The sequence below is a fragment of the Dethiosulfatarculus sandiegensis genome (assembly GCF_000931935.2).
In the GTDB taxonomy this organism is placed as follows: Bacteria; Desulfobacterota; Desulfarculia; order Desulfarculales; family Desulfarculaceae; genus Dethiosulfatarculus; species Dethiosulfatarculus sandiegensis.
The window spans coordinates 336,982-348,961 of sequence record NZ_AZAC01000014.1 but is presented as its reverse complement, the minus strand read 5'-3'; the positions used below and the strand labels follow the sequence as shown (position 1 = coordinate 348,961).

Sequence of the window (11,980 nt, the reverse complement as noted above, 5' to 3'; positions counted from 1 at the left end):
TTTTCCAAATCCGGGTTTCCAGCAATACCAGCCGGCACCTTTTTCAATCGGATTAAAGGCCCATCCCATTACCCAAGCAGACATGGCCAGTCTAATCATCGCCTTGAATGAGAATGCCCCCTGAATTAACCAACACCGCCCCGAGCTTGACTTAAGTATTTATATTGAGATACTATGTTTTAAATCGGGGGGTTCAAAACACCATTTCCAATCTTCTGGGCAATCAAGAGCCGATAAGATGAGATCGCGGCCTTGGGGCATCAAGATTCTTCACTTCTGTGCTTCCAAAGGCCGCACCTAGCCGAGGCAATTAGAAAACCCGGCAATCACCGCATAATCTTGTTTAAAGCATCTTTGTTTGAGCGCCTCAAGTCAAAGGGACTGGACACAACCGGTGGGTTCCCGTGTTTCTTCAAAAACGGACAAACAAGTGTGTGGCGTCTTTTCGCGACATTACAAGCGATTTAATAAAGGAGAACGACCATGGCCCTCATTAAAACCGCAACGCCTGAAAACGCCAGTGACGAAATCAAAGAACAATACTCTATCTTCGAGCCATTGGGCTTCGTGCCTGCTCCGTTTCAGCTGTTCAGCGCCAGCCCATTTCTACTGGATCTGCGCAAACAAGGCATTATCTACGGCATGGATCATCCCACACTCAGCGCAGGCCTGACTGCATTGATCAGGTTGTTGATCGCCGATGACCAGGACTATTACTACTGCATTTCCGCGAACAAACAGATTCTGTCCATGTTCGGATTCGCCGACGAAGACGAGGCGGCCAAGGCAGTGGCGGATCCGGCCAGCGCTCCCTTGAATGAAAAGGATAAGGCAATGCTCTTGTTTGTCTTAAAAGCCGTAAGAACCCCGGACGAAGTACAACAAGAAGATGTTGACCATCTACGCCGGCTGGGCTGGAGCGACCAGGATATCTTCGAGGCCACGGCCCATGGGGCAGGCATGGTGAGCGACGGTATTTTGTTCAAGGCTTTTAAAATGAAGGAAGGAATGGCCTGCTGATCGTTTTAAGCGGGGGGAAAAGCCCCGGCAGCGGATCAGCGACTATTTCGGACTTAATGGTTTAAGAAATAACCCACTTAACAGTGCGGACAAAAAATCGGCGGAGGTGCGTTAACTAAGCCTTTTGCCCGAACAAGAGAGAGTGTGAGGTTTTATTGTGCGGGCTTGCTTTTAGTCTTTGCCGGGGAAAATACCAAATGGGCGGAGGCCCGCCTTTTGCCTATCACCGGAGGCCTTGTCACAGGTTAACAGATTAATAATATTTTATTTTTCAAAAAACGTTTTTAGCTGTTTTTCAGCCCGCGTCAAGGTCGCTCAGCACCCATAGGATCATAGCCTTGACACCGGCTGAAAAATACCCGTCACATGGAAAACCTAACAAGCACTACCAAGGAAATATTAGGTGCGGTCCACTCGAAGTGAGATCTCGCTTAAGCCAAGTTCCCAGTGGAAAGTGCTCGATTCCCCAATTATTTATTTATCTTTTACATAAGGTCCGCTGCCTGGAACATGCATATTATCCGGATGATTTTACAATTTAAAATACCATGAGCAGCCTTTACATCCGATCAACCGGGTGTGGCCGCAGCTTACAGCCTGAGCCGCCTTTCCGAGCTACAGGTCATGCAAGATCGAACAGTTGGCATCTTCAGCAGCCCGGAACTGTTGCAGGCCATTAACTTCGCGCGACCAGGCGCAACTCATCTAAATGCATTTGACGCAGAAGTGAAAATTTGGCAGAATACCATTTTCTCCACTAAGTCATTGTATATTACAAGGCTTAATCTGAATTAGGTTCAAGTTCCTTTTTTACCGCTTACTACGCGCAGGCATAAGGGAGCCGGATATTTTGGTGGGTCTTGACCGTATATACCCCGATAACCGTCTGAGCACCGCCAAGGCGGCGGTTCCTTTCCCCAAAAAACCATTAATTGCTGCCCTTAACTTTGCAGGAGGTTGTGCCATGAAAAAGCTACTGGTGTGCCTTTTGGCGCTCGTTATCATGCTGCCTGCCGCTGCCTTGGCTGCGGACGCCATCAAAATCGGGATCAACGCCCCCATAACCGGCGATATTCCCAAGGTGGGCGAGGGAACCAAGTATGCAGCCCAGATGTGGCTTGCCGACATTAAGGCGGCCGGAGGCATCAAGGTGGGAGACAAGGTCTTTCCGGTGGAGCTTGTCATAGAAGATAACGAGGCCAAGGCCGAGAGCGCGGTCAAGGCAAACACCAAGATGATCACCGAAGATGAGGTGCTGGTGATCGTGGGGCCGCAATCATCCAAGCAGGCCGTGCCCGCCGGCGAGGTGGCCAACAACTATCAAACCCCGATGATCAGCCCCTGGTCCACCAACCCGGACACCACCAAGGACCGTCCCTTTGTTTTCCGGGGCTGCTTTTTGGACCCCTTCCAGGGACCGGTGCTGGCCAACTTCATAACTAAGGAATTTGGCTTTAAAAAAGCGGCGGTGCTCTATGACGTGGCCAGCGACTATCCCAAGGGATTGGCCGAATATTTCAAGCAGGCCTGGGAAAAGCTGCACGGGCCTGGTTCGGTGGTGGCTTTTGAGAGCTTCACCACCAAGGACGCAGACTTCAGCTCTCAGCTGGCCAAGATACTGAACTCCGGCGCAGAAGTCCTCTTTACTCCCCAATATTACAACGAAGTCGCCCTGATCGTGCAGCAGGCCCATGAACTGGGCTGGAACAAGCCCATTGTGGGCAGCGACTCCTGGGGCTCGGCCGAGACAGTGGAACTCTGCGGCAAGGAGTGCTATGGCCTGTTCTTCAGCACCCACTACGCCGCGGCCGGGGCCAAGGGCGCGACCAAGGCCTTTATTGAACGCTACGACAAAAAACACGGCTATGTACCCGACGATGTGGCCGCCCTTACCTGGGACGCACTGCGCATAGTGCAAAAAGCCATTGAGATGTGCGGCAACATCACAGGCGATGTGAAGAAAGACCGTCAGTGCATCAGGGACAACATGGCCAAGATCAAGGAGTTTGAGGGCATCACCGGCAAGATGACCTTTACCGAAGACGGCGACCCCATCAAATGCGCCGTGGTGGTGAAGATCAGCGACAAGGGCGAATTTGAATTCTTCAAGTCGGTTTGCCCCTAAGCACCCCTAACAGCACCTGACCTGCCCGCCCATGCCGGAATAGCTTCCCCAAGACTTCTCCGGCATGGACGGGCCCTTAACGGATCGCCGCTCTTTTTTAGCCGGTCCGGTTTCCCGCTGAAACATTAAACAGTCTCAAAAAACTTAACCGCCACCTGAGACTAAGCGGAGCTTAAGCAGGATGCAATTATTCCTTCAAAACCTGGTCAATGCCCTGCAATGGGGCAGTTTCTACGCCCTGATCGCACTGGGATACTCCATGGTCTACGGCATCCTGATGCTGTTCAACTTTGCCCATGGCGACATCTTCATGGTCGGGGCCTATATTGGCTTTGGAGTGGCCACCGCTCTATTGGCCATCATCTCCACCTCGGCCTGGGCAGCGGCCGCGCCGGGATGGCTGGTCCTGGTCCTGACCATCATCATCTCCATGTTTCTGACCTCTTTTGTGGGCATGATCGTGGAAAGGGTGGGTTACCGGCCCCTGCGTGAAGCGCCCAGGGCCTCGGCCGCCATTACCGGGCTTATGATCGGCATCATTTTGGAGACCGGCAACCTGGCTCTTTTGGGAGCCCGCCGAATTCGTTTTCCCTCGCTCATAGAATCCACCACCTACAACCTGGGCGGCGTTTACATCACCAACAAAAAAATAATGATCGTGCTGGTCTCCCTGGCTCTGATGATAGCCCTGCACCAGTTCATCAAACGCACCAAGTGGGGCATGGCCATGCGGGCCATGGCCTTTGACTATGTGGTGGTCCCCCTGATGGGTGTTTCCATAAACACCATCGCGGCGCTGACCTTTGCCATAGGCTCGGCCCTGGCCGCGGCGGCGGGGATCCTTTTCGGGGTGGCTTATCCGGTGCTGGACCCCTACATGGGCATTGTCTTTGGCTGGAAGGCCTTTGTGGCAGCCATCCTGGGAGGCAGGGGTTCCGTACTTGGCGCGACCCTGGCCGGTTTCCTTCTGGGTTTCATTGAAATATTCGTGGCCATGATCTTCCCCTCCACCCTGCGGGATTTCATAGCCTACTCAATCATTCTGTTGATTCTGGTCTTCAGGCCCCACGGCTTTTTCGGCGAGCCCTACAGCGCCCGCCTGCGCCTGTGACCTGAAAAAACCCGATGGCACTTTATTGACGCGGCTTTTTGAAACAGTTTGAGGATATGGCCATGCAGAATAAAGACAATTCCTCCGCCCGGGGCCTCTGGCAAGGCATCAGGGCATTTCTCGCAAAGGCCCCCATGTTGGGCTGGCTTTTGGGGGTCATTGTTGCGGTTTTCCTGGAACAATATTTCGGCACCCAATTGGCCAAAGGGCTGGGCCTGCCCAAAATCCCGGTGCTCTTCGGCTTTGTGATCATGCTGAAGACCCCGCTTATGATACCTAGTGTTTTTGCCTATGACTTATTGATCTTTTTCATCCCAATTATCGGAGTGGCCCGGATCACGGCCTCGATCACCAATCAACTGGCTGCTGCTCTGGACAGGATGCCCTTGATCATCTCGGCGGTTCTGCATCTGATTCTGCTCTATATTGCCCTGCACACCTGGTCTGAGGTAAGCGATTACCGCAACCTCACCCTGCGCCTGACCCTGATCGCCGTACTCTTGACCCTGAGCCTGAATATCATAAACGGTTACATGGGGGAATTTTCCTGTTCACATCCGGGATTCATGGCCCTTGGCGCCTATATGGGCTCTGTATTCACGGTGCTTCTTTTTGCCAAGGACAAACTCTTTGGCCCGGCCCTTTTGCCCCCGGAACTGGGACCTTATCTTTTTCCCCTGGGGCTTATCATAGCCGGGCTCACAGCCTCGGTCGGCGCGCTTGCCATTGCCGTCCCTTCTTTCCGCACCAGGGGCGATTACCTGGCGATCATATCCCTGGCCTTTATGTTTATCGTCAAAAGCCTGATCGAAAACCTGGAGGTGGTCGGCGGCCCCAGGGGATTAAGCGGCCAGCCCAACTGGGCAAACCTGCCGACTGTGTTTCTGGTCACCATTATCGGCGTCTGGATGATCAACAACTTTGTCACCTCCATATTGGGGAAGGCCTTGAACGCTGTCCGGGACGATGAAATGGCGGCAGACGCCATGACTGTGGACACCAGAAAAACCAAAATCGTGGCCTTTATGTTCGCCGCCTTTTGGGCCGGGGTGGCGGGAGCGCTATTTGCCCACGTGCTGCGCTATGTAAACCCCGGAACCTTTGGCATTCAAAAGCTGGCCGAGGTCCTGGCCATGGTCTATTTCGGAGGCTTGAACTCGGTATACGGTTCTATTGTGGGCGCGGTGGGAATCCAGATCATGGGAGAAGCCCTAAGGCCCCTGGAACTCTTTAAGTGGATTTTAATCCCCACCCTTTTGATTCTGGTCATGATCTATCGTCCCACCGGGCTTATCGCCTTTAAGGAGTTCAACTTAAAACGCATCCTGGCGCCCAGGAAATAAAAGGTTTTTTGGCTATGGCACTTCTTTCGGTTAAAGAGATGACCCATCGTTTTGGCGGCCTGGTGGCGGTCAACAGCTACAACCTGACCCTGGAGCCGGGGCAGATCATGGGGCTTATCGGCCCCAACGGAGCGGGCAAGACCACCATCTTTAACCTTATCACCGGCATATACTGCCCCACCGAGGGCAAAATCACTTTTAACGGTCAAGAGATAACCGGCCTTAGGCCCCATTACATAGCCTCCCTGGGCCTGGGGAGGACCTTCCAGGACCTGCGCTTGTGGCGGCACATGACAGTCCTGGAGCATGTGAAGATGGCCCGCTATTCCAAAATCGATTATGGCTTCACCGGCGCTTTTCTGGGCACGCCCAAACGAAAAAAACAAGAGGCCCAAGCCACGGAAGTGGCCATGAGCCTCCTGGAGATGCTCGGTGTAGACAGCCTGGCCGATCAGGTGGTATTGAACCTGCCTTATGGGGCCCAGAGAAGAGTGGAAATGGCAAGGGCATTGGCAACCGACCCCAAGGTGCTTTTTTTGGATGAGCCCACAGTGGGCATGACTCCTGAAGAACTGAGCCAGATGATTCAGATCATCCGCACGGTCCACCAGAAATTCGGCCTGGCCATATTCCTTATCGAACACAGGCTGAAATTTGTCATGGAACTTTGCCAAAGGATACAGACATTGGTCTTCGGCCAGGTGATAGCAGAAGGCAACCCGGAAGAGATTCAAAACAATCCCAAGGTTATTGAGGCCTATCTTGGCGAGGAGAAGTTGGACTGATGCTGCTTTCCGTAAAAAACCTCGAGGTGTCATACGGCAACATCCGGGCCTTGCACGGGATTGACTTTGAGATTGCCGAACGAGAGATCATAACCATAATCGGGGCCAACGGAGCGGGTAAAAGCACCACCTTGCGGGCCATATCCCGCATGGTGGAGGTGGGGCCCAACACCAGCATGACCTGTCAGGGCGTGGATCTTTTAAAATTCAGCGCGGACAAGGTTGTAAGCCGTCTGGGCGTGTCCCATGTGCCTGAGGGAAGGCGTCTTTTCGGAAACCTGACGGTGCGGGAAAACCTGGAGCTGGCCGCCTTTGCCCGAAAGGACCACGAGGGCGTTAAAAAAGACATTCAACAGGTGTTTGAGATCTTCACCCGCCTGGATGAAAGAAAATGGCAAAAGGCCGGCACCTTAAGCGGTGGCGAACAGCAGATGCTGGCAGTGGGCCGAGCCTTTGTCAGCGGCAGAAAGCTGATGCTCCTGGACGAACCTTCCATGGGCCTGGCCCCGCTTTTGATGCTGAGGGTCTTTGAGGCATTGAAAGAGATCAACCAGCAGGGAACCGCCATTCTCCTGGTGGAGCAAAACGCCCGGCTGGCCCTTAAATTCGCCCAAAGGGGCTATGTGCTGGAAAACGGAAAAATCGCCCTCAAAGGCGAGGCCAAGGCTCTTCTGGAAGACCCGGAGGTTAAAAAGGCCTATTTGGGGGGATGAGGCCGGAAACCAAGCCTTGGGACAACAGGCCCAAAGGCGCTTTTGTGATCAAAATGCCATTCACCGGCAGGAACAACAGGTTAAGCCCCTGCCGGAGAGCAGGCTTGAAAACAAGTCACTCAAACCTACCCCATCGAAACCCTATCAATTCCCTGCCCGAACAAGACGCCCGAGCTTCAAATGAAACAGAGAGGCTCCCGACTACGCATGGATATCCAGGCGGTTCAGTTTATCCAAAGCCCAAAAGACCGCAGAGGTATGAAGCGCCTGGTGAAATTTATTGGTTCTGACCATTTCGATCACCTCCGGCAGGGGTTTGACTACGGTTTCGATCTGCTCGTAATCATCTTCTTGGGGTTTGGCGATCAGTTCAACATCCTTGGCCAAAAAGCAGTGCACCAGGTTTAAATGGTTGGCCGTATTGGGCGATAAGCAACCGGTCTCCATGAAAGCGCCGCCTCCATAACCGGTCTCTTCCATAAGCTCCCGCCTGGCGGCCTTTTCAATGGAATCGTCACTTTGCTCCACAGTACCGGAAGGAAGTTCAAGGACAATCCGGCCAATGCCGTGACGGTATTGCCTTACCAAAACCACTTCCTCATCCGGGGTCAAGGCAAAGGTATTCACCCAGGTCGGATACTGAAGGACATAATAAGGCTCAATAATCACACCATTATCCAACTCGCATCTATCGGCCCTGACCTTTATCCATCTGTCATTCACAACATATTCGGATTCGGTTATCTTCCACTTGCTTATATGGCTCAAAAGAAAACTCCCACTTTAGAGTAGTCTTATAAAAAGGGACTCCGTATTGGAGGCTGCTTGGAAACAATTCAGACAAAACCTTATCACAGGCCTGGCGGGAAAAAAACGGAGAGTAAAGCCGAAAAACCGATTGCCAACCCAATGGGAAATCCAAGGCCGAGAATCAAGGAGTAAGACAAGTCTTACCCAAAAGGGCCGGGCTCCCTGTCCTTTGTGAGATGCCACTTGGCAAAATCAATTACCTTTTGAAGGAGTCACTATTCTGCGAGCCGTCAGTTAACACCCCGATAATTCATCAGCATTTTGGGGTGTACTCCAGATCCTTTTCAAGTTTTATTCATAATAAACTCGGGCAGAGTCCGCCTTGGAGGGGTTCCAGAACCAATGCCCCTCCCCTTTTTCAATTACCTATGCATAGCGAGGCACGCCCCTTATGACAATAGCCTTCTCCGGATTCAGCTCCGAGCACAGTTCAGCGACCTTTAAGGTGGCGGAACTGTGTCTGCCCACTCGCACGTCAATGGGCCAGCCCTCTTCAGTAATCTGCTCATAAAGTAATTTGTGCTCTCCGGCCTTCATTACAAAGGGATCCTTGCCTTCCAAAAACCAGTTTTTCATCGGTCACGCACCGCACCCGGTCCGAAAACGGTTCCGGCGTTTCAAACAAAAGCGAGGCCGCCCGGGTGTGGTCAGCGACTTCCCGATGGGAAAGGGCGTGCAGGGTCGGCGGGGAATATTCCATGCCGATCGGCCGTTTGAACTCCTCACCGGTAAGCATAATGCCGGCCCATGACCGCGGCCTCGGTCATCTTTTGATGAGTCAAGATTGTGCTGATAACCGGGGACTCCGGTTCAGGCTCGTGATAATCAATAAAGACATCCACCTTTTTTTCTTCAATCACTTTGTAAAAGGCATAACAGGTCTTTTCCGTGATGGCGCCGTCTTCCTTGCCCGGCCAGGTGCATTTCAGGTTTCCGATATCCATGTAAGCCAACATCTGGCTGCTGGGATAATTCACATAGACCTCGGGATCGGGCCAGCGGTCGCCCATGCGGAACTTCTTCACGCCCCGGGAGGTGGGGATATGATAGAAAAGCGGATTGGCTTCTCCGGGCCTGGTCACGGTCGAAGCACTCCGGTTGGCGCGGACGGCCACCACCAGCTTGCCCTGAGTCACCAGGGCCGATTCCACCAGAAGCTGAGCGGCCAGGTTGGCCGCCGGGCTTTCGTTAGCCATTCAAATAGTAGCTATTGCAATAAAGGGCTGGCTAAAGCCTCACCCAAATATTGGAATAGACCATATATTTTCCAAATTTTCCAGTATTCAATAAGACAAATGCCAGGCAAAAATCCGAGAAGCAATAAAAAAACAGGGAAGATCCCCTTAACTTTGAAAACCCCTTTCAGACCCCATGTAGTTATTACCAACAAGAATACAAATTCTAGCCATTTAGAATAATGGCCTATAGCCAAAATGGGATAGTATGACGGATAATAGATTTGCGAGGCAATAAAAATATCCATAATACCTTTAAAAGAAATATCAGCAGAATTTGTAAGATTCAGCCCTATATATGCCACTAAATAACCGGGGAGGTAAACCAGCAGATAAAGTAGAATGTGAAATCTGCCAAATTCCCCTACAGATAAAAGGTAATCTTTCGAAACACCATTACCGGCAATGTGATCAGTATAAAATAGGTAGTCTGGCAAACAAAAAACGTAAATATTAGCCCAGATTATATAAAGAATAAAATTGATAGATAAAAACAAGACTAAGAAAAAAAGTTTCTGTTGTAATTTAAGACCAACAAACAAAATAAAATAATCAACAGGCCGTTTAAAAGCTACACATAACAGCCTCTTAAAAACATTACAGGCAGAAAAAATAGCATTATATTCAATAGATATTGTCTTACTATCCATACAGTCGCCTCTTCTAACACTAAATCTCACATAGAAAAAAATGAATCTTGGATATCAAGTTGGAAATTATTAGAACACTCCCAACAACAATATGAACAACCCAGGCAGTAGTAACCTTAAAAATCACAGCAATACCGAAAATCATCGTCAAGCAAAAAGAAAGCAAACCAGAGGGAAGTAAAGTTGAACAAAAAAAGGGCTCAAAAAATAAAAAAATATTAAAAACCTGAGAAGCGAGAAAAATTAAAAGCACCTTCTTAAAGGTGCACCCAAAGGTATTTTTACGTTTATATATTTGAGCAAACGAAACCAAACAAATAATATCAATCAAAAAACACCAAAAGTATTTTTCAAGCACAGGAACAATTGCTTTAACTCCATAACTTAACACACTAGTAGCATCATAGCCGCCAGCGCCTAAAGTAATTCCAAAAGCCATGCGAAAGAACAGTAATCCGTAGAACAAAACTATAAAATTTATCAAGCTGACAAGTATAAAAAACAAGAAAGCATCTTCCCCTTTTACTCTTTGTAATAGTCTGAAATAACTTACAGGGGAAGCAAAAGCTTTTGCATAAAGTTTAGAGATATTACTACTAAAAATGAACTTAAATTTCACATTACTTAAAAAATGAATCATCACTAAGCTGCTTAAGATATAACATCAAATTTAAAATAAATACAGATCCCAGAAAACTAACTTACTTTTTTCACTTAACACAATTCTTACAGGCTAGCCAACAGGGCAGTCAAGCATAAAAACTAAACGCACTAAAGTCCTTTTTTCTCATTAGAAATTCTTTAATAATCAAGAGTGATTCAAGGACAAAAAAATAACCTCAACCTGAAAATATTTTCATCAAAGGATGCGTTAAAAATTAAAAAACAATTCCAGATAGCTTATAATATTGCATTTTCCTGAACCATAAATTATCATGATTTTAGAGGAGGGTCTTGGGTCTTACCGTAGCCGGACATTTCTTTCTGAACTTGAATTACCAGGCATAAGGTTCCCCTAACTGAAACTTCCAGCACTGAATTTTCAAAGGACTCAAGAGGCAAAGGGTCATCTATCTGCCAGCTTGCTTAGGAGAGAGCCCATGTCGAACTGTGATTTGCTGGATAAGTGCGGATTTTTCCAAAAACACGCCAAGTCTCACCAAGCCGCTTGCCAGGGGCTGGTAACCCTATACTGCAAAGGCCCCAAACAGAATGAGTGTAAACGCAAAGAGTACCGAAAGAAGCACGGCCAGCCTCCACCTGATGACATGCTGCCCGGCGGAGCCATGCTGAGATCCTGATTACAAAGCAATAGGACAAAACAAAGCCCCCCTTTTTGCCCATACAGCTTGGTCATGGGTGTGAAGGAGCCTTTGCATTCCACCAAGGCCATGGAATCCGACTAAAACCAGCCATTGGGGTGCGCACTATATTCATAGATTTGAGAAAAAATTACTTTCTAAAATTAATTTTATTTTATCGGCAAGCTCAAAGCACACCACTATTACAATCACACCTCCGATTCTCTTACCCTTTCTTTCCACCTGTGTCAAAAATGTGGAATATAGTGCTAAAAACATCTGAAACCTTAGAACCAGACCAACTGCTAACCATCCAAAAAGTTCACTCAAGGGTAGAAAGAAATAAAAATTATACACCTGCGCCGCGACAAACATCAAACTTATTTTTTTCAGGTCAATTTCAAGAAATAAAATTAACTTGAAGATTAGAAACACGGCAATCAAATAAGGAATTACCCATAAGATCCAATTAAGCACCGTAGCTATAAAAAATTGAACTATGGTGCTGGCAAAATATCCAAGGGCATATATCCGCCATCCCGCATTACTATTCAGGTTAGCCTCAAAGGGAGCCCCAAATACCAATAGCTCCACCAACACAGCAAACAAACTAATCCACATCAAGATTAAAAAATATTTTAAGGACACAGACAGATTAAGTTTTTGGAAAAATTTAAAATACTTTACAGGAGAGGTATAGGCTTCTTTAATTAATTTAATATAAATATTGGGACCTTTAACACCTGAAAGTGAATTACTCCTTACACCTTGGGCAAAATTATCCGGCATGCTCCCCCCACAGACAAGCAAACTAAAAAAAATCAGATTGTTTACAAAAACCCTTTTTTCAACAAAAAAACGCCCCGAACTAACATTTTCTCTAACGT

At 48.8% G+C, this 11,980-nt stretch carries 13 protein-coding genes; 7 read left to right on the top strand and 6 right to left on the bottom strand.

The features are described 5' to 3' along the window. The first annotated feature begins 483 nt into the window (after positions 1-483). The 6 genes from X474_RS11215 (at position 484) to X474_RS11190 (ending at position 7,097) form a co-directional block, all read left to right on the top strand. The gene (locus tag X474_RS11215) at positions 484-1,020 is read left to right on the top strand and encodes a carboxymuconolactone decarboxylase family protein (RefSeq protein ID WP_044348867.1); all 537 of its coding nucleotides are present in this window, start codon (positions 484-486) and stop codon (positions 1,018-1,020) included. Positions 1,021-1,984: 964 nt separating this feature from the next. Further along, positions 1,985-3,145: an ABC transporter substrate-binding protein gene (locus tag X474_RS11210; RefSeq protein WP_044349101.1), complete on the top strand. Its 1,161-nt coding sequence runs from the start codon at positions 1,985-1,987 to the stop codon at positions 3,143-3,145. Positions 3,146-3,326: 181 nt separating this feature from the next. After that, a complete protein-coding gene (locus X474_RS11205) occupies positions 3,327-4,256 on the top strand; it encodes a branched-chain amino acid ABC transporter permease (protein WP_044348865.1) in 930 nt (309 codons plus the stop codon). Positions 4,257-4,318: 62 nt separating this feature from the next. Next, entirely contained in the window at positions 4,319-5,599 is a 1,281-nt protein-coding gene (locus X474_RS11200) for a branched-chain amino acid ABC transporter permease (protein WP_156360727.1), read from the top strand. 14 nt (positions 5,600-5,613) lie between these two features. Beyond that, positions 5,614-6,384 (top strand): ABC transporter ATP-binding protein, encoded by a 771-nt coding sequence (locus X474_RS11195; protein ID WP_044348864.1) that lies wholly within the window; start codon positions 5,614-5,616, stop codon positions 6,382-6,384. Continuing rightward, positions 6,384-7,097: an ABC transporter ATP-binding protein gene (locus tag X474_RS11190; RefSeq protein ID WP_044348862.1), complete on the top strand. Its 714-nt coding sequence runs from the start codon at positions 6,384-6,386 to the stop codon at positions 7,095-7,097. The genes X474_RS11195 and X474_RS11190 overlap by 1 nt, the downstream gene beginning before the upstream one ends. Before the next feature lie 201 nt (positions 7,098-7,298). Here X474_RS11190 and X474_RS11185 read toward each other — a convergent pair whose 3' ends face one another. The 5 genes from X474_RS11185 to X474_RS11165 all read right to left on the bottom strand — a co-directional run bounded on the left by X474_RS11185 (position 7,299) and on the right by X474_RS11165 (position 10,432). Further along, positions 7,299-7,865 carry an NUDIX hydrolase gene (locus X474_RS11185; RefSeq protein WP_044348860.1) on the bottom strand — a complete coding sequence of 189 codons (567 nt, stop codon included), beginning with the start codon at positions 7,863-7,865 and terminating at the stop codon, positions 7,299-7,301. Positions 7,866-8,273: 408 nt separating this feature from the next. Next, a complete protein-coding gene (locus X474_RS11180; protein WP_052515106.1) occupies positions 8,274-8,483 on the bottom strand; it encodes a hypothetical protein in 210 nt (69 codons plus the stop codon). A 146-nt stretch (positions 8,484-8,629) separates the two neighbouring features. Next, on the bottom strand, positions 8,630-9,103 hold the full coding sequence (locus tag X474_RS11175; RefSeq protein WP_052515105.1) for a hypothetical protein: 474 nt from the start codon (positions 9,101-9,103) through the stop codon (positions 8,630-8,632). A gap of 11 nt (positions 9,104-9,114) precedes the next feature. After that, positions 9,115-9,792 carry a hypothetical protein gene (locus tag X474_RS11170; RefSeq protein WP_044348859.1) on the bottom strand — a complete coding sequence of 226 codons (678 nt, stop codon included), beginning with the start codon at positions 9,790-9,792 and terminating at the stop codon, positions 9,115-9,117. A 19-nt stretch (positions 9,793-9,811) separates the two neighbouring features. Beyond that, positions 9,812-10,432 carry a hypothetical protein gene (locus X474_RS11165; RefSeq protein WP_044348858.1) on the bottom strand — a complete coding sequence of 207 codons (621 nt, stop codon included), beginning with the start codon at positions 10,430-10,432 and terminating at the stop codon, positions 9,812-9,814. Between the two features lie 460 nt (positions 10,433-10,892). Here X474_RS11165 and X474_RS11160 point away from each other — a divergent pair, with 460 nt between their 5' ends. After that, complete coding sequence (locus X474_RS11160) at positions 10,893-11,093, top strand: hypothetical protein (protein ID WP_044348857.1); 201 nt, start codon at positions 10,893-10,895, stop codon at positions 11,091-11,093. 132 nt (positions 11,094-11,225) lie between these two features. On the opposite strand, the gene X474_RS11155 is transcribed toward X474_RS11160, so the two are convergent. Then, positions 11,226-11,882, bottom strand: coding sequence for a hypothetical protein (locus tag X474_RS11155; protein ID WP_044348855.1), 657 nt, complete (start codon positions 11,880-11,882; stop codon positions 11,226-11,228). Between the last annotated feature and the right edge of the window lie 98 nt (positions 11,883-11,980).

What these genes read in the sequence shown, in the direction of transcription:
- X474_RS11215 (WP_044348867.1), top strand. Translation starts at nt 484, where the DNA reads ATGGCCCTCATTAAAACCGCAACGCCTGAAAACGCCAGTGACGAAATC.
- X474_RS11210 (WP_044349101.1), top strand. Translation starts at nt 1,985, where the DNA reads ATGAAAAAGCTACTGGTGTGCCTTTTGGCGCTCGTTATCATGCTGCCT.
- X474_RS11205 (WP_044348865.1), top strand. Translation starts at nt 3,327, where the DNA reads ATGCAATTATTCCTTCAAAACCTGGTCAATGCCCTGCAATGGGGCAGT.
- X474_RS11200 (WP_156360727.1), top strand. Translation starts at nt 4,319, where the DNA reads ATGCAGAATAAAGACAATTCCTCCGCCCGGGGCCTCTGGCAAGGCATC.
- X474_RS11195 (WP_044348864.1), top strand. Translation starts at nt 5,614, where the DNA reads ATGGCACTTCTTTCGGTTAAAGAGATGACCCATCGTTTTGGCGGCCTG.
- X474_RS11190 (WP_044348862.1), top strand. Translation starts at nt 6,384, where the DNA reads ATGCTGCTTTCCGTAAAAAACCTCGAGGTGTCATACGGCAACATCCGG.
- X474_RS11180 (WP_052515106.1), bottom strand. Translation starts at nt 8,483, where the DNA reads ATGAAAAACTGGTTTTTGGAAGGCAAGGATCCCTTTGTAATGAAGGCC.
- X474_RS11175 (WP_052515105.1), bottom strand. Translation starts at nt 9,103, where the DNA reads ATGGCTAACGAAAGCCCGGCGGCCAACCTGGCCGCTCAGCTTCTGGTG.
- X474_RS11170 (WP_044348859.1), bottom strand. Translation starts at nt 9,792, where the DNA reads ATGGATAGTAAGACAATATCTATTGAATATAATGCTATTTTTTCTGCC.
- X474_RS11165 (WP_044348858.1), bottom strand. Translation starts at nt 10,432, where the DNA reads ATGATTCATTTTTTAAGTAATGTGAAATTTAAGTTCATTTTTAGTAGT.
- X474_RS11160 (WP_044348857.1), top strand. Translation starts at nt 10,893, where the DNA reads ATGTCGAACTGTGATTTGCTGGATAAGTGCGGATTTTTCCAAAAACAC.
- X474_RS11155 (WP_044348855.1), bottom strand. Translation starts at nt 11,882, where the DNA reads ATGCCGGATAATTTTGCCCAAGGTGTAAGGAGTAATTCACTTTCAGGT.